We start from the raw sequence: 17043 nt of genomic DNA on the forward strand, positions 1-17043 counted from the left end.
CGATGAGCCGATCCTGCGGGAAAAGTTGCTAATCAGGCGTTACGGCGGATGGGGACCAGAAGCCTGCATTTCAAGGCATGGTTAGCCGATCGCTAACGGGCGATGCTTGGGATTTGCAGTCGGAGGCGGATCGCCGACTACGATAGAATGCCTAGCAGCGTGAACTGATTTGCGGGCAGGACAAGAAGGGGAAAAAGGCGGTCAGCCTGCCTGCTGGAAGCTGAGCAGCTGCCATTCGCCCAAGCCGACAAGGCAGGTCCTGCCAGAGAAGTTGGCAACGCCCTGATAGGAGTGTCGGCTGGTACGGAATTGACGGCAGACCACGCCGGAGGCGTTGCTTTCCACGATGGCGTCGATGACGCCGGCGCTGCCGGTTGAGGTGTTTGCCCAGGGTATGGGCTGGCCGTTGAGCTTATGAAGGTCCGCCGAGGTGACGGCATTGCGCACTGTGGTTTCGTCGGACATGCTGTCGGTCGTCACGGCAGCGGTCGGTACCGTGCCTGTAGAAACGCTGCGATCGACCTTTGCAGAGCTCAGATAGTCCATGCCGCCGCCGACGCAGCCGCCAAGGGCAAGAAGGGAGACAAGGGCGACAGCCATCGTCACGCCTTTTGCAAGCTTGCGCTTTGTATGAACGGTCGACTTTGCTATGACTTCCACCCGAACATCTTGGCCAGCCAGAGGGGCCAGCGGTTATTAGGAATTGCGGAGCATTTGAATTAATATGTCGGAAAACGAGTTAACAAGCGGTGACTTCACCGAGCAGAACGAACCTTTCACTCTTTTTGCGTCCTGGCTGCGCGAAGCCGAGACCACCGAACCGAACGATCCGAATGCGGTAGCACTGGCAACGGTGGATAAGGATGGCTTGCCAAATGTCCGCATGGTTCTTCTGAAGGGTTTCGATAGCGACGGATTCGTATTCTATACAAATTTCGAGAGCCAGAAAGGCCAAGAAATTCTTTCCCAGAAGAAAGCGGCCATGTGCTTCCACTGGAAGTCGCTGCGTCGTCAGGTGCGCCTGCGCGGCCTGGTTGAAGTGGTAAGCGACAAGGAAGCCGACGAGTACTACAAGACAAGGGCTCGCGGCAGCCGCATCGGCGCCTGGGCCTCGAAGCAGTCTCGTCCGCTGGAAGGTCGTTTTGCACTGGAAAAAGCTGTTGCCGAATATACCGCCCGCTACGCCATCGGTGATATTCCGCGCCCGCCTTACTGGTCCGGCTTCCGCATCCGGCCGCTGTCGATCGAATTCTGGCACGATCGCCAGTTCCGCCTGCACGATCGCATCGAGTTTCGCCGCGATATACCCGAAGGCGCCTGGCAGAAGGTGCGGATGTATCCCTGAAGTTCGTCGCGATCTTTCAGATTCGCTTCTCGCACTTTAGGTCTTTGGATGTTGCGCATGTCGTCGTCGCAAAACCGCTGCACACTTTTGCGCGACATGCTTTGAATCCTATGCCGTTTCCCGGCGCCCCATTAGCCGCATGGGGATGCCGGAGGCGAGCGCCGACGCATAACGCGGCTTCTGGTAATGACCGTTCAGCGACAGCCGCGGCAGCAATAGCGGCACATTTCCATTTGTCGTGGTGATCGTGCCGGGGCGCGTGGTGACCCCGACAGAAAAGCCGAGTTCGGCCGCAAGCCGTCCCTCGCGCGCCGAGACGGCCTCGTTCGTGCCATAGGGGTAGGCGATCGTGGTTGGCCGCTTTCCGATGATGTCGGCGACATAATCGGCCGAGAGCGCCATCTCCGCGACAGCCTCTGCTTCGGGGAGCCTTGTCAATGCCCGATGGCTCACCGTATGGGCGCCGAGCGAGGCAAGGGGATGGCGAGCGAGCTGCCGCAATTCGTTCCGATCCATGATCGATGCACGGACGATATCGAGCGGTTCCAGGCCATGACGCCGGGCAAGCTCATCGATCCGGCCGACGGCTTCGCTTTCCTCATGACTATGGACAAAGGCGGCGAAGCGGGCAAATGCGGCATGCTTCTGGCTGTCCCTGCCGAGTGGCAGAAACTCTTCTCCCGACCCGAAATCGAATGTCAGCCGATCTAGCCGGCCGAGCAGCTCGGCCAGCGTCTCCCACCATAAACTATGGGTGCGCTCCGAAAGTCCCTGGGCGACGAAGACGGTGAAAGGTACATCGCGGCGTGCGAAGATCGGCAGGGCGTGGTCAAGATTGTCCCGGTTGCCGTCGTCGAGCGTGAAGGCGACGAAGGGCGGCTTGCCGTCAACGCCTTTTGCTCGTGACGGAAGGGCGTCGAGTGCGATGAACTCGTAACCGTCCTGTTTCAGCCGGGCGATCGCCTGATCGAGAAAGTCTGGCGAGACCTCCAGATGTGCATTGGGCGCAAAACGACGGGGAAGGGCGGGGCGGACGTGATGCAGGGTGAATATCGTGCCGAGGCCCGCAACATCACGCATCAGCCCCGCACCCTTCAAGATTGCGGCAGCCTCAAGCCCGCTTGAGATCATCGTGCGCTTGAGGCGGACCTTGATGCCCTGTTCCATGCGGCTCGACCCGGTTGACCAATGTCAACGCTGTAGCGCATCCCCGTTAAACCTTACTGAATCTTTGCCATAATTTCCAATACGTTAACAATTATTTTACCAGCAATAGCAAAATTAAAGAACTATCGAGGCTGTTGCCTCAATATCGCACCGATATCAGGTTTTTTGTCGCAAAATCATACAGGGATTGATGCGGTGTGTTGGCATTCTTTCGGTTGGGGACAATTATGAAAAGACTTCTGATGGCTCTGTCTGCGGCCGTCTTGCTATTGAGCGCGCCCGCGGCGAGCTTCGCGGGCAGCGCCTATTTCATCATGGATGCGAAGACCGGCAAGGTGCTCGCCTCAAGCAATGCGGATGACCTCAACCATCCGGCATCGCTGACCAAGATGATGACCTTGTACATGACTTTCGAGGCGATCCATCGCGGCAAGCTGAGCTGGAACACGCGGATCCCGGTCTCGCGTTTCGCCGCTGCCAAGCCCCCGACCAAGCTGGGCCTGAAGCCCGGCGGCACGGTGACGGTCCGCGAGGCGGTCGATGGTATGATCATCAAGTCCGCCAACGATGCCGCCGCGGCCATGGCGGAAGCGCTCGGTGGCAGCGAAAGCGGCTTTGCCCGGCTGATGACGCAGAAGGCGCGCGAAATCGGCATGCGCCGCACCACCTTCCTGAATGCGTCCGGTCTTCCGAACATGCAGCAGTGGACGACCGCCCGCGATATGTCGACGCTCGCCGTCGCGCTCATCAATAACTATCCCCAGGAATACCGGCTCTTCTCGCAGACGAGCTTCAACTATCGTGGCCACAGCGTTCGCGGCCACAACAACCTGATGTATCGCTATGAAGGCATGGACGGCATCAAGACCGGCTATACCAACGCCTCCGGCTTCAATCTCGTCAGCGCCGTGCGCCAGGGCAATCGCCGCGTGATCGGCGTCGTCATGGGCGGCGCCACCGCGCGCGGCCGCGATGCGCTGATGGCCTCGCTGCTGGATCGCTATGTGCCGAAGGCAAGCTCGGTCTCCTCATCGCGGCTGCTGGCAAGTGTCGGTGGCGGCAAGGTCGCGAAGCAGGTTGAAGTGGCCTCCGTATCGGACGATGTTGCCGTCGATGTCGATGCCCAGACGACTGCCACGACGACCCCTGCGCCGGCGCGCAAGCGTACCGAGGTCGTCCCGATGGCGTTTGCCGCGACGTCGAACGTCACCGTCCCAATGGATCGCCCGGCTGCGATGGACGAGATCCTCGTTGCCAACAAGCCGGCAGCGGGCGGCAGCTGGCAGGTGCAGATCGCCGCAACCCCGACGGCCCAGGCAGCCAAGGATTTGCTTTCCGAAGCGAAATCCAAGGCTGGCAATGCGCTCGCCAATGCCTCGCCCTATACCGAAGCTGTCGGCAAGGGCGGCAACACGGTCTATCGTGCCCGCTTCGTTGGCTTTGCAAGCCGAGACGATGCAAGTTCGGCCTGCTCCGCTTTGAAGCGCAAGGATTTCGATTGCATGCTGCTGCCGAGCAAGGGCTGAGTATAATCTGAATTGGATGGACGCGAGCCGGCGGAGCAAATCTCCGCCGGCTCGACTTTTTTGCGGGAATCGTTCATTGATGACTAGAACATAAAGGGAACGATTTCGATGCTGAAAGACCTGATGGAGCAATTCGAAACGGCTTCGGCGACCTATGCCGCCGACACCGGCCTGACGCGCGACGACGATTGGTTCGTGCTGAAACTCCAGGAAGAAATGGGCGAGTTGGTCCAGATCTGGAATAGGATCACCGGCCGCGGGCGCCGCAAGGGCATGAGCGACGCGGATCTGGCGACGGCGCTTGCCGATGAAACGGCCGATGTACTCGGCCATATTCTTCTATTCGCGCATCGCAACGGCCTCGATCTGCCGGCTGCCGTCGAGCGGAAATGGCGGTTTCGGCCCCAAGCGTAGTGCAGCGGGGCGGTTAAGCCTTGGTGCCGCCCACCGTGATCTGGTCCATGCGCAGATGCGGTTGGCCGACGCCGACCGGAACCCATTGGCCGGCCTTGCCGCAATTGCCGATGCCGGTATCGAGCTTCATGTCGTTGCCGATCATGGTGACACGCTTCATTGCGTCCGGGCCGTTGCCGATCAGCATCGCGCCCTTGATCGGAGCGCCGACCTTGCCGTTCTCAATCAGATAGGCCTCGGTGCAGCCGAAGACGAACTTGCCCGAGGTGATATCCACCTGGCCGCCGCCGAAGGAGACGGCATAGATACCCTTCTTCACCGAGGCGATGATTTCGTCCGGCGTCTTGTCGCCGCCGAGCATGTAGGTGTTGGTCATGCGCGGCATCGGCGTATGGGCATAGCCCTGGCGACGGCCGTTGCCGGTCGCCTGCATGCCCATCAGCCGGGCATTCTGCCGATCCTGCATATAGCCGACCAGCTTACCGTTCTCGATCAGCACATTATAGGCCGAAGGCGTGCCTTCGTCGTCTACCGTGATCGAGCCGCGGCGGTTCTCGATCGTGCCGTCATCGACGACGGTAACGCCGGGAGCGGCCACCATCTGACCCAGCAAGCCTGCGAAGGCCGATGTCTTCTTGCGGTTGAAATCGCCTTCCAGCCCGTGGCCGACGGCTTCGTGCAGCATCACCCCCGGCCAGCCGGAGCCGAGCACGACGTCCATCGTGCCGGCCGGTGCCTCGATCGCCTCGAGATTGACGAGCGCCTGCCGAAGCGCCTCGTCGGCGCCGTGGTGCCAATTGTCCTCGGTAACGAAATCTCCGAAGCCGATGCGCCCGCCCGTGCCGAAGGAACCGGCTTCCTGCCGGTCGCCGTCGCCGACGATGACCGAGATATTGACGCGCGTCATCGGCCTGACATCCCGAACGCGATGACCGTCGGCGCGAAGAATGTCGACCACCTGCCAGCTCGCGGCGATGGATGCCGTCACCTGGCGCACCTTGTCGTTCTTGTCACGCAGATAACTGTCGATCCGCTGCAGGAGCTTCGCCTTCTCCTCGAAGCTCGGCGTGCCGATCGGGTTCTCGTCGCCATAGAGCACCTTGTTGGTGCGCTGTGGCGCCGCCGCATAGGAACCGGCATAGCCCGATGTCACCGCACGCACGGCGTCGGCGGCGCGCTTCAGCGCAGCCTCGGAAAGATCGCCTGCATGGGCATAGCCCACCGCTTCGCCGGCAACGGCGCGAAGGCCGAAGCCCTGCTCGGTGTTGAAGCTGCCGCCCTTCATCCGGCCATTGTCGAAGGTCAGCGATTCCGCCTGGACATGCTCGACGAAGAGTTCGCCGTCATCGGCGCCCGACAGCGCCTCGGCAACAATGCCGCGCAGCTTGGCTTCATCGGCATCGAAAAGAGTAAGGAGATCGGTATTCATGGGTCAGGTGCTCCGTTCAGAGCCGATGTAGGCTTCGCACCGCGCAAGAGCAAGCCCATCCCGTCAGGGAAGGGCGTCGTAGCCGTCCGCAAAGCCCTTCAAGTCCACAGGGATGCCGATGCCTTCTTCCGGCGACTGGAAGACGATGAAGGTTGCGGTGGCGCCGCTGCGCAGCGTCTTCAGCAATTCATCCTCCAGCACGACCTCGGCATAGCAGCCATCGGAGAAGCAGCGCACGAAATAGGCGCGGCCGATATCCTTGCCATCGATATTAAGGCCGAGACCGTTCGGCAGCAGCACGCCGAGCGGCGCCAGCACGCGCAGGATCTTGGACTTGCGGTCGGCAGTCTTCAGCACGACGACGGATAGACCGATTTCCGGACGATCCTCGGCGATGACGTTCTGCATCAGCGCGCATTGCTCGGTCGCAGCACCGGCCGGCTTGTCGCAGACGACGGACCATGCGCCATGGCTGGAGCGCACCGTACCCGGCGGTTGCGGAACCTGGCTGGTGGGAACCTGCTGCGTATGCGGCTGCTGCTGGCCAGGCTGATCCGGCTGCAATTGCTGGGTCTGCTGCGCCGGCGGCTGTGTCTGCTGTGCCTGTTGCGCCCATGCGGGTGCAGCGACTGCGGCAGCGACGCTGCCGGTAACAAGCAAAAGCCGGGCGAGGGAACGAAAACCCATGGAAACCTCTAGATTCGAATCAGTGCCGCTATTGTTGAAGCCCAGGCCGGCAAATGAAAAGCCCCGGCTGCTGGATTCCAACCGACTACGGCGGAAATACGACGTCTACTCCATTTTGTCCCGGCGGCGCCATGGACCGCGATGCAATTTTTCGTATGATGATGAAATGCTTGCCATGTCCGGGACAAGCATGGGGGGATATTCGCGCAAAAATGCCGCACTAACAAATGTCTTGAGTTGTTGCGGAGCACCCCAAACTGTGGTTTGAAGCGCAATGGATTGTAGGGATACTGCGTTTGAGGAAGATCTGGGATCAAACGCTGGAGGGAGAGACATCGTGATGAAAAGAGCTTACGCGGCTCTGGCGGCTATGATCTGTCTGCTTTTTGCGACAGGTAGCTACGCCGATCAGCCGAGACCTTGGGAAACCGGTATGCAGCAGGCGGCAACCGGCAACATGCATCAAATCCGCTGGTTTGAGGCATACACGCTTTGGTTTATCATTCCGATCACGCTGCTTGTTCTGGTCCTCCTGGTGGTGGTCATGGTCAAGTTCCGGGCTTCCAAGAACCCGGTTCCGTCCAAGACGAGCCATAACACGCTGATCGAAGTCATCTGGACCATCGGACCGGTCCTCGTTCTTCTCTTCCTGGCCATTCCCTCCTTCAATCTACTGACCGATCAGCTGACCTTCCCGGAGAAGACGGATGTCACCATCAAGGCGACGGCGACGCAGTGGCAGTGGAATTATGAATATGAGGGCAGCGGCACGACGCCGGTTGCCTTCGATTCCTTCATGCTGAAGGAGCAGGATCGCACCGCCGCCGGCAAGGACGACAAGTCGAAATATCCGCGGCTGCTTGCTGTCGACAATGAAATGGTCGTGCCTGTCGGCAAGAATGTGCGCCTTCTTGTCACCGCCGCACCGGCCGACGTGATCCATTCCTTCGCCATGCCCGCCTTCGGCGTCAGAATCGACGCCATTCCGGGTCGCCTGAACGAAACCTGGTTCAATGCCGACCGCGAAGGCCTGTACTACGGACAGTGTTCCGAGCTCTGCGGCAAGGATCACTCTTTCATGCCGATCGCCATCCGCGTCGTCTCCGATGATCAGTACAAGCAGTGGCTGGCCGCTGCCGCAACCGATGTCGGCAAGGCGAACAAGGCTCTGATGGCCGCCGTCGATCAACCGACGACCGTCAAGGTCGCCGAAAACACGGCGAAGTAAGAGGGGATAGGAACAATGGCTGGATCCACGGCACACGACGATCACTCGCACGATCTTCACGACGCCCACGCGCATGACGATCATCACGCACACAAGCAGTCTTTTGCCAACCGTTGGCTGTTTTCGACGAATCACAAGGACATCGGCACGCTCTATCTGATCTTCGCGATCTTCGCGGGCGTGATCGGCTTCCTGCTTTCTGTCGCCATCCGCATGGAGTTGCAGGAGCCTGGCATCCAGATCTTCAGCGGTCTGGCGTCGATGGTCTACGGCTTCTCCGGCGATGCCGCGATCGATGGCGGCAAGCAGATGTACAACGTCTTCGTCACCGCTCACGCGCTGATCATGATCTTCTTCATGGTCATGCCGGCGATGATCGGCGGTTTCGCCAACTGGATGGTGCCGATCATGATCGGCGCTCCGGATATGGCTTTCCCGCGTCTGAACAACATTTCGTTCTGGTTGCTCGTTCCGGCCTTTCTGCTGCTCATCCTTTCGATGTTCGTCGAAGGCCCGGCAGGCGCTTATGGCGCGGGCGGTGGCTGGACGATGTATGTGCCCTTGTCAGGTACGGTCGGCCATCCCGGTCCGGCGATCGATCTCGTGATTTTCGCGCTGCATATTGCCGGTGCCTCCTCGATCCTCGGTGCGATCAACTTCATCACCACGATCCTGAACATGCGCGCTCCGGGCATGACGCTGCACAAGATGCCGCTGTTTGCCTGGTCGGTTCTGATCACCGCCTTCCTGCTGCTCCTGTCGCTGCCGGTTCTGGCTGGCGCCATCACCATGGTGCTGACGGACCGCAACTTCGGCACGACCTTCTTCGCGCCGGAAGGCGGCGGCGACCCGCTGCTCTACCAGCACCTCTTCTGGTTCTTCGGTCATCCGGAAGTCTACATCCTGATCCTGCCCGGCTTCGGCATGATCAGCCACATCATCTCCACCTTCTCGCGCAAGCCGATCTTCGGTTATCTCGGTATGGCCTACGCCATGGTCGCGATCGGTGCCGTCGGCTTCGTCGTCTGGGCTCACCACATGTATGTGACAGGCCTCTCGCTCGACACGCAGCGCTACTTCGTCTTCGCGACGATGGTTATCGCGGTGCCGACGGGCGTTAAGGTCTTCTCGTGGATTGCGACGATGTGGGGCGGCTCGATCCAGTTCCGCACGCCGATGATCTGGGCGCTCGGCTTCATCTTCCTGTTCACGCTCGGTGGCGTCACCGGCGTCCAGCTCGCCAATGCCGGCCTCGACCGCGAATTGCACGCGACCTACTTCGTGGTGGCGCACTTCCACTACGTGCTGTCGCTCGGCGCCGTCTTCGCCATCTTCGCCGCCTGGTACTACTGGTTCCCGAAGATGACCGGTTACATGTACAACGAGCGGATCGGCAACTGGCACTTCTGGATCACCTTCGTCGGCGTCAACATGGTGTTCTTCCCGCAGCACTTCCTGGGCCGCGCAGGCATGCCACGCCGCTACATCGACTATCCGGATGCCTATGCCGGCTGGAACTTCGTCTCCTCCATCGGCTCCTATGTCGCAGCCGTAGGCCTTTGCTTCTTCTTCTGGGGCGTTATAGATGCATTCATGAAGAAGCGCGTTGCAGGCGATAATCCCTGGGGCGACGGCGCAACCACGCTCGAGTGGCAGCTTTCGTCGCCGCCGCCGCACCACCAGTGGGAAGAGCTGCCGCGCATCAAGTAGCTCATTTCCGGACGCCGTGATAAGCGGCGTCCGGTTCAACTGACAATTGGAAGAGAGAATGACGGTCATCGACAATCACGAAGCACTCGCGAAGCAAGGCGAAACCGGCCTGTCGGAAGCGGGTGCGCGCGATTATTTCGAGCTTCTGAAGCCGCGCGTCATGTCGCTGGTCGTCTTTACGGCCTTTACGGGGCTGGTGCTGGCCCCCGGCCACATCAATCCCGTCCTTGGCTTCATCGCCATCCTCTGCATCGCCGTCGGTGCCGGCGCGTCCGGCGCGCTGAACATGTGGTATGACGCCGATATCGACGCCGTCATGACCCGCACCAAGAGCCGGCCAATACCATCGGGCCGTATCAATCCATCGGAAGCCCTGGCCTTCGGCTTGGTATTGTCGGGCTTCTCGGTGACGATCCTCGGTCTTGCGATCAACTGGCTTTCAGCCGGCATTCTCGCCTTCACCATCTTCTTCTATGCCGTCGTCTACACGATGTGGCTGAAGCGCTCGACGCCGCAGAACATCGTCATCGGCGGTGCGGCCGGCGCTTTCCCGCCCGTCATTGGCTGGGCATGCGTCACCGGCAGCGTGCCGGTCGAAAGCATCGTGCTCTTCCTGATCATCTTCCTCTGGACGCCGGCCCATTTCTGGGCGCTGGCGCTCTTCAAGATGGGTGACTACGAGGCCGTCGACGTGCCGATGCTGCCGAATGTCTCGGGCGTCCCGACGACGAAGAATCAGATCGTCGTCTATGCGGTGCTGACCGCGATCGTCGGCGTCGTGCCGGCCTTCATGGGCTTTGCGAGCCTTGGCTATGGTATTGTTGCCGCGATCCTCGGCGCGATCTTCGTGCACTGTTCCATCGCCGTCTGGCGCATGGCCGATGGCGACGTGAAGATGGTGCCGGCAAAGAAGCTCTTCGGCTTTTCCATTTTCTATCTTTTCGCGATCTTTTCGGCGCTGCTGATCGACCGGCTCGTTACCGTGCTGATGTCGGGCGGCGCTGGAGGCTGGCTATGATCGAACTCGTCAAGCTGACCGAAGCGCAGAAGAAATCGCGGCGAGGGCGCAATATCGCGCTCGGGCTGGTGCTTGCCGGTCTGGTGGTCCTGTTCTACGCGATCACCATCATCAAGGTCGGTTCCGGACACGTTTGAGGAGGCGTGATGGAGGGGGAGGTTAAAAAGAGCACGAGAAGCGGCAGCCGCAACAACGGGATGATCGTTGCCATGTGCCTGAGCTTCGTCGTCGGCATGAGCGCCATGTGCGCCGCTGCCGTGCCGCTCTATCGCATGTTCTGCCAGGTGACGGGCTACAACGGCACGACGCAGCGCGTCGAGCAGGTGTCGAACGTCATTCTCGACAAGCAGATCCAGGTTTCCTTCGACGCCAATGTCGCGCCGGGCCTGCCATGGGATTTCAAGCCACTGCAGAAGTCGGTGAGCCCGAAGATCGGCGAGACGGTCGAGGTCAAGTTCCAGATCGAGAACAAGTCGGACAAGATGGAACGCGGCCAGGCGATCTTCAACGTCACGCCGCTGGAAGCCGGGGTCTATTTCAACAAGGTCCAGTGCTTCTGCTTCAATGAGACGGATCTTGCACCCGGCGAAAAGCGTGAGATGTCGGTGGTTTTCTATGTCGATCCGGAGATCACCAAGGCTGTGGAAACCAAGACGATCAATGCGTTGACACTGTCCTACACCTATTACCCACGGGAGGGCGCAAAGCCCGTGGCTTCCAATGACGGCGGTACGAAGCCGGTGGAAAAGAAACTTTGATGGAGAGTGCTTCTCGGTTTGACCGGAAGCAATATGGGAAAAAGTTATTCGGGGATTGCTGATATGGCCGAGGCGCATCAGAGAAAACACGACTATCACATTATCGATCCCAGTCCGTGGCCGATCATTGCGGCCTTTGGGGCTTTCGTGATCACCTTCGGCGGCGTCTGCTTCATGCGCTACCTGAATGGTGGCGCGGTGCATCTGTTCGGGATCAATTTCGCGCAGCCCTGGCTGTTCTTCATCGGCCTCGCCGTAATCCTCTACGTCATGTACGGCTGGTGGGCAGACACGATCAAGGAAGCGCATGAGGGCGCCCATACCCGCGTCGTCTCGCTGCATCTGCGCTACGGCATGATCATGTTCATCGCTTCCGAAGTGATGTTCTTCGTTGCTTGGTTCTGGGCCTATTTCGATGTCAGCCTGTTCCCGAACGAGGCGATCCAGGCATCGCGCACGGCCTTCCTCGGTGGTCAGTTCCCGCCGAAGGGCGTCGAGGTTCTCGATCCCTGGCACCTGCCGATCTACAACACCATCATCCTGCTGTTGTCGGGCACGACCGTCACCTGGGCGCACCATGCGCTGCTGCATGGCGACCGCAAGGGGCTGATCCAGGGTCTGACGCTGACGGTTCTCCTCGGCGCTCTGTTCTCCTGCGTCCAGGCCTATGAGTACGCGCATGCACCCTTCGAGTTCAAGAACTCGATCTATGGTGCGACCTTCTTCATGGCGACTGGCTTCCATGGCTTCCACGTCCTGATCGGTACGATCTTCCTGCTGGTCTGCCTCATCCGTGCCATCCGGGGTGATTTCACGCCGAAGCAGCATTTCGGCTTCGAGGCCGCCGCCTGGTACTGGCATTTCGTCGACGTCGTCTGGCTGTTCCTGTTCTTCTGCATCTACATCTGGGGCAGCTGGGGCGCACCGCTCGCGGCGGGCTGATCGCCATTGATATCTGGAAAACAAAAGGCGGGCGCTCGGCGTCTGCCTTTTGTTTTGTTTCCTCAATCCCCAGAGGCAATTCTCTCGAATGCCGTGGGACGAGGCAGGCCTCTGGCAAGCAATTGCCGGATTTGCTCGGCACAGGCCTCGGGGCTGTTCATCGACGTATCGACCTCCAGATCATAGATGCCGGGCCGGTGCACATGCTCCTGCCAGGCAATGACCGGCGCGGGGACGGGCATATTAGCTTCAACCTTCACATAAGTCCCTTGTCGCTCCGGCCCTTCCTCCAGCCGCCGCCGCATGACGATATCGAGCGGGCAGCGCACGCCGACGAACAAGGTGGGCAGGCCGGTTAGGAGCCGGGCGCAATCGGCGAGAATGCCGAGTGGTCGCGAATAGGCGTCGTGATGACCGAACTCGGCGACGACATTCAATCCCATGCGGCTATGTGCGGCGATCGAGGCATAGAGTGCGGCATAAAAGCGCGCAACCAGCGGCTCGAGATCGGGCCGCTCGCCGCCGGGGCGCATGCCGATGCCCGGACGGTAGCGTGGAGGCGTGATATGCCGCACATAGGCGTCGACGCCGAGATTGACCCACACGCCCTCAAAATCAGCCTGTATCGCCTCGACGATGCTGCTTTTTCCGGATCGCGGCGCACCGTTGAGAATGACGATCTGGCCGGGCGGCGAGCCTTCGCTGAATGCCATGAATTCAATCCTTTTTGCATGTTTTTCAGGCCGATGGGGAGGGCTTGGGAGCTTTTCGATTGGACGGATGCGCGCATCGCGGTTAGTTATAATAATGGGGCGGGATTCACATGATCGCCCGTAATGGTAGCCGATCGAGATAGAACTTTGACCTCAGAGCAAGACAAGACGCCGGAAGAGGCATCCCATAGCGACAGCGCTCTCTTTGCGCCCGTCGATCCGTTCAAGGTCGGCATACAGGGATGTTGCCCGCGTTGCGGCCAAGGCAAGCTTTTTAACGGATTATTATCGCTGAAGCCGCGCTGTGCCGCCTGCGATCTCGATTATGCCTTTGCTGATGCGGGCGATGGCCCGGCGGTCTTCGTCATCCTGATTGTCGGCTTCATTATCATCGGCTCGGTCCTGTGGATGCAGATCAATTATGCGCCGCCGGTCTGGGTCTATATCGTGCTTTTCGCGCCATTGACGATCATCCTGTCGCTTCTGTCCCTGCGCTGGTGCAAGGGTATCCTGATCGCGCTCCAATATCGCAACAATGCCAGCGAAGGGCGCGTCCACCGTGACTGAGTCCGCAGCGCCCGTGCGCCGCGCCAGTCTCTTGTGGCAGATCGGCAAGGCACTGCTTCTTCTCGCCGCACTCGTCATCCTGCTCGGGCTTGGAACCTGGCAGGTGGAGCGGCTGCAGTGGAAGGAAGGTCTACTCGCCGATATCGCCGCCCGCAAGGATGCGCCCACCGTACCTGTGTCGGCGATCGAGGCGATGGCGGCATCCGGCGGCGACATCGAATATCGCGTGGTGACGGCGTCAGGCCATTACCTCAACGACAAGGAGCGGCATTTCCTCGCCACCTATGACGGCGATCCCGGCTATCACATCTATACGCCTTTGCAGCTGGACGATGGCCGTTACGTCTTCGTCAACAGAGGCTTCGTACCTACTGAGGCCAAGGAGCCTGAAAAACGCAAGCAGGGTGAATTGACCGGCGAACAGACCGTTACCGGTCTCGCCCGTGCCAAGCTCACCGGGCGGCCCGACGGCATGCCGGACAATGATCTCGGCAAGAACATCTTCTTCTGGAAGGATCTGGATGTCATGGCGGAGAGCGTCGGCCTGCCGAAGGACAAGGTGCTGCCGTTCTTCATCGATGCCGACAAGACGCCCAATCCGCAAGGGCTGCCGATCGGCGGCGTGACCATCATCGATCTGCCGAACAATCACCTGCAATATGCGGTGACGTGGTATGGCTTGGCGGTGGCATTGGTGGCGATCGTCGCCATTTCCTGGTGGCGGAAACGCCATCCGGATGCGCCGAGCCAGTGAGATCGGCAATAGAATAGCTTCATTTCGATGGAATATTCGTCTAGAGCATGATCCCAACAAGTGCGCAGCGGTTTTTGGATAAGATCATGCGGATTAGATGGAGCAGGCGGCAGGAGCACCTATCTATGCTCAAGCCACCGTTGCGGATTTCGGAAGAGAGATGAACATAGCCGTTTCCAAACCTGACCTGACCATCCGGCTTTGCGGGCCGCGCGGCTTCTGCGCCGGCGTCGACCGCGCCATCCAGATCGTCGTTCTGGCGCTGAAAGCCTATGGCGCGCCGGTCTATGTCCGCCACGAAATCGTGCACAACCGCTACGTCGTGGAGGGTCTGGAAGCCAAGGGCGCCATCTTCGTCGAGGAACTGGATGAGATCCCAGCCGAGCATCGCGCCCAGCCCGTCGTTTTCTCCGCGCATGGCGTGCCGAAATCCGTGCCGGCGGATGCCGATGCGCGCAATCTCTTCTATCTCGATGCCACCTGTCCGCTGGTCTCCAAGGTGCACAAACAGGCCATGCGTCACAATCGCCTCGGCCGCCACGTCGTCCTGATCGGCCATGCCGGCCACCCGGAAGTGATCGGCACCATGGGTCAGCTGCCCGAGGGTGCCGTGTCGCTGATCGAGACGGTCGAGGATGCCGACGTCTACGAGCCTGATGATCCCGACAATCTCGGCTTCGTCACGCAGACGACGCTTTCGGTCGACGATACCGCCGGCGTCATCGCGCGGCTGCAGGAGCGTTTTCCCAATCTCACCGCGCCGGCCGCCGATTCGATCTGCTATGCCACCACCAACCGCCAGGAAGTGGTGAAAGAGGCGGCTCCGGGCTGCGATCTCTTCATCGTCGTCGGCGCGCCGAATTCCTCCAATTCCAAGCGCCTCGTCGAAGTGGCGCTGAGGGCAGGAGCAAAGAAATCCGTCCTCGTCCAGCGCGCCGCCGAGATCGACTGGGACAATATCGGCGATATCAAAACAGTTGGCCTCTCGGCTGGTGCATCTGCGCCAGAAGTCATCGTCAACGAGATCATTGAAGCCTTCCGCGCCCGCTACAATGCCGTGGTGGAGCTTGCTGAAACTGTGAAGGAAACCGAGAATTTCCTCGTCAATCGCGAGCTGCGCAGCATCGAGCTGACGACGGCAGACATGGCCTTCGTCAACGGCGATTGAGGAAGGGTCGCCTCGTCCTTCGAGGTCTAGCCGCTCGGCACTGTCGCTGCATCGGCAAAGCACCTCAGGATGAGGTGGAGGGAGTCTTAAAGCCGTGTGCCAAGGACCAGCCCTCATAGTGAGGAGGCGCTCCTGAGCTTGTCGAAGGGGCCGTCTCGAACCACGAGGGCGTGTGGCTACGGCGGCATGCATGTATCAAGGGAATAATTCGTGGCTGTTTATACCGATATTACCGAAGACGATTTGAAGTGGTTCCTGACCGAATATGATGTCGGCGAACTGCTTTCCTACAAGGGCATTGCGGAGGGCGTCGAGAACTCGAACTTCCTGCTGCATACGAGCCGCGAACCGCTGATCCTGACGCTTTACGAGAAGCGCGTCGACAAGGGCGATCTGCCGTTCTTCCTGGGGTTGATGCAGCACTTGGCAAGCCGCGGCCTGTCCTGCCCGCTGCCGCTGCCGCGCCGCGACGGCGCCTTGCTCGGTCATCTCTCCGGCCGTCCCGCCGCCCTGATCTCCTTCCTGGAGGGCATGTGGCTGCGCAAGCCCGAGGCGCATCATTGCCGCGAAGTCGGCAAGGCGCTGGCCGCCATGCATATTGCCGGTGAGGGCTTTGCCATCCGCCGCCCGAATGCACTGTCGCTCGAGGGCTGGCAGACGCTTTGGGAGAAGTCCGAGGCGCGTGCCGATGAAGTCGAAGCCGGTCTGCAGGATGAGATCCGCGGCGAGCTCGAGTTCCTCGGAAAGCATTGGCCGAAGGATCTGCCCGAGGGCGTCATCCATGCCGATCTTTTCCCGGACAATGTCTTCTTTCTCGGCGACACGCTGTCCGGCTTGATCGATTTCTATTTCGCCTGCAACGACCAGCTCGCCTATGACGTCTCGATCTGCCTCAACGCCTGGTGTTTCGAGAAGGATCATGCCTACAACATCACCAAGGGCATGGCGCTGCTGGAAGGCTATCAGAGCGTGCGGCCGCTGAGTGCTACCGAAATTGCCGCCTTGCCGACGCTGGCCCGCGGTTCGGCGCTCCGCTTCTTTCTGACCCGGCTTTACGACTGGCTGACGACGCCGGCCGGCGCCATGGTCACCAAGAAAGATCCGATCGAATATCTGCGCAAGCTGCGCTTCCATCGCCAGATCGCTTCCGCTGCCGAATACGGGCTGAAGGCATGAAGCACGTCGATATTTTTACCGACGGTGCCTGCTCCGGCAATCCCGGTCCCGGCGGCTGGGGCGCCGTGCTTCGCTACGGCGAGGTGGAGAAGGAACTCTGCGGCGGCGAGGCGGAAACGACCAACAACCGCATGGAACTGATGGCGGCGATCTCGGCGTTATCAGCGCTCAAGAGCACTTGCGAGGTCGATCTTTACACCGACAGCGTCTACGTCAAGGACGGCATCACCAAGTGGATTTTCGGCTGGAAGAAGAACGGCTGGAAGACCGCGGACAAGAAGCCGGTGAAGAATGCCGAGCTCTGGCAGGCGCTGGACGAGGCTTATAACAGGCACAAGGTGACGCTGCACTGGGTCAAGGGCCATGCCGGGCATCCGGAGAACGAGCGGGCCGACGAGCTGGCGCGGAAGGGCATGGAGCCGTTTAAGCGGAAGTAGGAAC

Annotated in this window: 19 protein-coding genes; 14 read left to right on the forward strand and 5 right to left on the reverse strand. The window is 60.3% G+C overall.

Annotated elements, in window-relative coordinates; genetic code table 11:
• Positions 1–201 precede the first annotated feature (201 nt).
• Positions 202–660 (reverse strand): RT0821/Lpp0805 family surface protein, encoded by a 459-nt coding sequence (locus GA0061103_RS08760; protein WP_092709721.1) that lies wholly within the window; start codon positions 658–660, stop codon positions 202–204.
• Between the two features lie 64 nt (positions 661–724).
• On the opposite strand from GA0061103_RS08760, the gene pdxH reads away from it, so the two are divergent.
• On the forward strand, positions 725–1345 hold the full coding sequence (pdxH, locus tag GA0061103_RS08765) for a pyridoxamine 5'-phosphate oxidase (RefSeq protein WP_092709724.1): 621 nt from the start codon (positions 725–727) through the stop codon (positions 1343–1345).
• Positions 1346–1453: 108 nt separating this feature from the next.
• On the opposite strand, the gene GA0061103_RS08770 is transcribed toward pdxH, so the two are convergent.
• Positions 1454–2512, reverse strand: coding sequence for a polysaccharide deacetylase family protein (locus GA0061103_RS08770; protein WP_092709727.1), 1059 nt, complete (start codon positions 2510–2512; stop codon positions 1454–1456).
• 227 nt (positions 2513–2739) lie between these two features.
• Here GA0061103_RS08770 and GA0061103_RS08775 point away from each other — a divergent pair, with 227 nt between their 5' ends.
• Positions 2740–4038: a D-alanyl-D-alanine carboxypeptidase gene (locus tag GA0061103_RS08775; RefSeq protein ID WP_092709730.1), complete on the forward strand. Its 1299-nt coding sequence runs from the start codon at positions 2740–2742 to the stop codon at positions 4036–4038.
• 108 nt (positions 4039–4146) lie between these two features.
• Entirely contained in the window at positions 4147–4452 is a 306-nt protein-coding gene (locus GA0061103_RS08780; RefSeq protein ID WP_092709733.1) for a nucleoside triphosphate pyrophosphohydrolase family protein, read from the forward strand.
• A 13-nt stretch (positions 4453–4465) separates the two neighbouring features.
• Here the strand turns inward: GA0061103_RS08780 and tldD are convergent, their stop codons facing one another.
• Together tldD and GA0061103_RS08790 are read right to left on the reverse strand one after the other, a co-directional pair.
• The gene (tldD, locus tag GA0061103_RS08785; RefSeq protein WP_092709736.1) at positions 4466–5881 is read right to left on the reverse strand and encodes a metalloprotease TldD; all 1416 of its coding nucleotides are present in this window, start codon (positions 5879–5881) and stop codon (positions 4466–4468) included.
• Between the two features lie 63 nt (positions 5882–5944).
• The gene (locus GA0061103_RS08790) at positions 5945–6568 is read right to left on the reverse strand and encodes an invasion associated locus B family protein (RefSeq protein WP_092711190.1); all 624 of its coding nucleotides are present in this window, start codon (positions 6566–6568) and stop codon (positions 5945–5947) included.
• A 340-nt stretch (positions 6569–6908) separates the two neighbouring features.
• Here GA0061103_RS08790 and coxB point away from each other — a divergent pair, with 340 nt between their 5' ends.
• The 6 genes from coxB to GA0061103_RS08820 all read left to right on the forward strand — a co-directional run bounded on the left by coxB (position 6909) and on the right by GA0061103_RS08820 (position 12224).
• Positions 6909–7796, forward strand: a complete 888-nt coding sequence (coxB, locus tag GA0061103_RS08795) for a cytochrome c oxidase subunit II (RefSeq protein WP_092709738.1) — start codon at positions 6909–6911, stop codon at positions 7794–7796.
• A 15-nt stretch (positions 7797–7811) separates the two neighbouring features.
• The gene (gene ctaD / locus GA0061103_RS08800; RefSeq protein WP_092709741.1) at positions 7812–9506 is read left to right on the forward strand and encodes a cytochrome c oxidase subunit I; all 1695 of its coding nucleotides are present in this window, start codon (positions 7812–7814) and stop codon (positions 9504–9506) included.
• A 58-nt stretch (positions 9507–9564) separates the two neighbouring features.
• Positions 9565–10524 carry a heme o synthase gene (locus GA0061103_RS08805; RefSeq protein ID WP_092709742.1) on the forward strand — a complete coding sequence of 320 codons (960 nt, stop codon included), beginning with the start codon at positions 9565–9567 and terminating at the stop codon, positions 10522–10524.
• Positions 10521–10661: a hypothetical protein gene (locus tag GA0061103_RS08810; RefSeq protein ID WP_015339051.1), complete on the forward strand. Its 141-nt coding sequence runs from the start codon at positions 10521–10523 to the stop codon at positions 10659–10661. The genes GA0061103_RS08805 and GA0061103_RS08810 overlap by 4 nt, the downstream gene beginning before the upstream one ends.
• Positions 10662–10670: 9 nt before the next feature.
• Positions 10671–11282, forward strand: coding sequence for a cytochrome c oxidase assembly protein (locus GA0061103_RS08815; protein ID WP_092709744.1), 612 nt, complete (start codon positions 10671–10673; stop codon positions 11280–11282).
• Positions 11283–11345: 63 nt separating this feature from the next.
• Entirely contained in the window at positions 11346–12224 is an 879-nt protein-coding gene (locus GA0061103_RS08820) for a cytochrome c oxidase subunit 3 (protein ID WP_092709747.1), read from the forward strand.
• A gap of 62 nt (positions 12225–12286) precedes the next feature.
• Here GA0061103_RS08820 and GA0061103_RS08825 read toward each other — a convergent pair whose 3' ends face one another.
• Positions 12287–12937, reverse strand: coding sequence for a chloramphenicol phosphotransferase CPT family protein (locus GA0061103_RS08825; RefSeq protein WP_092709749.1), 651 nt, complete (start codon positions 12935–12937; stop codon positions 12287–12289).
• A gap of 147 nt (positions 12938–13084) precedes the next feature.
• Here GA0061103_RS08825 and GA0061103_RS08830 point away from each other — a divergent pair, with 147 nt between their 5' ends.
• From GA0061103_RS08830 to rnhA, 5 genes are all read left to right on the forward strand, one after another.
• Positions 13085–13504: a DUF983 domain-containing protein gene (locus GA0061103_RS08830; protein WP_092711192.1), complete on the forward strand. Its 420-nt coding sequence runs from the start codon at positions 13085–13087 to the stop codon at positions 13502–13504.
• Positions 13473–14258, forward strand: a complete 786-nt coding sequence (locus tag GA0061103_RS08835) for an SURF1 family protein (protein ID WP_092709752.1) — start codon at positions 13473–13475, stop codon at positions 14256–14258. Before GA0061103_RS08830 ends, GA0061103_RS08835 begins: the two co-directional genes overlap by 32 nt.
• 160 nt (positions 14259–14418) lie before the next feature.
• Complete coding sequence (ispH, locus tag GA0061103_RS08840) at positions 14419–15426, forward strand: 4-hydroxy-3-methylbut-2-enyl diphosphate reductase (protein WP_092711194.1); 1008 nt, start codon at positions 14419–14421, stop codon at positions 15424–15426.
• 210 nt (positions 15427–15636) lie between these two features.
• A complete protein-coding gene (locus GA0061103_RS08845; RefSeq protein ID WP_092709754.1) occupies positions 15637–16602 on the forward strand; it encodes a homoserine kinase in 966 nt (321 codons plus the stop codon).
• On the forward strand, positions 16599–17039 hold the full coding sequence (gene rnhA, locus GA0061103_RS08850; RefSeq protein ID WP_092709757.1) for a ribonuclease HI: 441 nt from the start codon (positions 16599–16601) through the stop codon (positions 17037–17039). Before GA0061103_RS08845 ends, rnhA begins: the two co-directional genes overlap by 4 nt.
• Positions 17040–17043 lie beyond the last annotated feature (4 nt).

Origin of the sequence: Martinezella multihospitum (assembly GCF_900094585.1) — a bacterium.
In the GTDB taxonomy this organism is placed as follows: Bacteria; Pseudomonadota; Alphaproteobacteria; order Rhizobiales; family Rhizobiaceae; genus Rhizobium; species Rhizobium multihospitium.

Coding starts and splice junctions, on each gene's coding strand:
- GA0061103_RS08805 (WP_092709742.1), top strand. CDS start 9,565: ATGACGGTCATCGACAATCACGAAGCACTCGCGAAGCAAGGCGAAACC.
- GA0061103_RS08780 (WP_092709733.1), top strand. CDS start 4,147: ATGCTGAAAGACCTGATGGAGCAATTCGAAACGGCTTCGGCGACCTAT.
- GA0061103_RS08825 (WP_092709749.1), bottom strand. CDS start 12,937: ATGGCATTCAGCGAAGGCTCGCCGCCCGGCCAGATCGTCATTCTCAAC.
- rnhA (WP_092709757.1), top strand. CDS start 16,599: ATGAAGCACGTCGATATTTTTACCGACGGTGCCTGCTCCGGCAATCCC.
- GA0061103_RS08810 (WP_015339051.1), top strand. CDS start 10,521: ATGATCGAACTCGTCAAGCTGACCGAAGCGCAGAAGAAATCGCGGCGA.
- tldD (WP_092709736.1), bottom strand. CDS start 5,881: ATGAATACCGATCTCCTTACTCTTTTCGATGCCGATGAAGCCAAGCTG.
- ispH (WP_092711194.1), top strand. CDS start 14,419: ATGAACATAGCCGTTTCCAAACCTGACCTGACCATCCGGCTTTGCGGG.
- GA0061103_RS08775 (WP_092709730.1), top strand. CDS start 2,740: ATGAAAAGACTTCTGATGGCTCTGTCTGCGGCCGTCTTGCTATTGAGC.
- GA0061103_RS08790 (WP_092711190.1), bottom strand. CDS start 6,568: ATGGGTTTTCGTTCCCTCGCCCGGCTTTTGCTTGTTACCGGCAGCGTC.
- GA0061103_RS08770 (WP_092709727.1), bottom strand. CDS start 2,512: ATGGAACAGGGCATCAAGGTCCGCCTCAAGCGCACGATGATCTCAAGC.
- GA0061103_RS08815 (WP_092709744.1), top strand. CDS start 10,671: ATGGAGGGGGAGGTTAAAAAGAGCACGAGAAGCGGCAGCCGCAACAAC.
- coxB (WP_092709738.1), top strand. CDS start 6,909: ATGAAAAGAGCTTACGCGGCTCTGGCGGCTATGATCTGTCTGCTTTTT.
- pdxH (WP_092709724.1), top strand. CDS start 725: ATGTCGGAAAACGAGTTAACAAGCGGTGACTTCACCGAGCAGAACGAA.
- GA0061103_RS08835 (WP_092709752.1), top strand. CDS start 13,473: ATGCCAGCGAAGGGCGCGTCCACCGTGACTGAGTCCGCAGCGCCCGTG.
- ctaD (WP_092709741.1), top strand. CDS start 7,812: ATGGCTGGATCCACGGCACACGACGATCACTCGCACGATCTTCACGAC.
- GA0061103_RS08820 (WP_092709747.1), top strand. CDS start 11,346: ATGGCCGAGGCGCATCAGAGAAAACACGACTATCACATTATCGATCCC.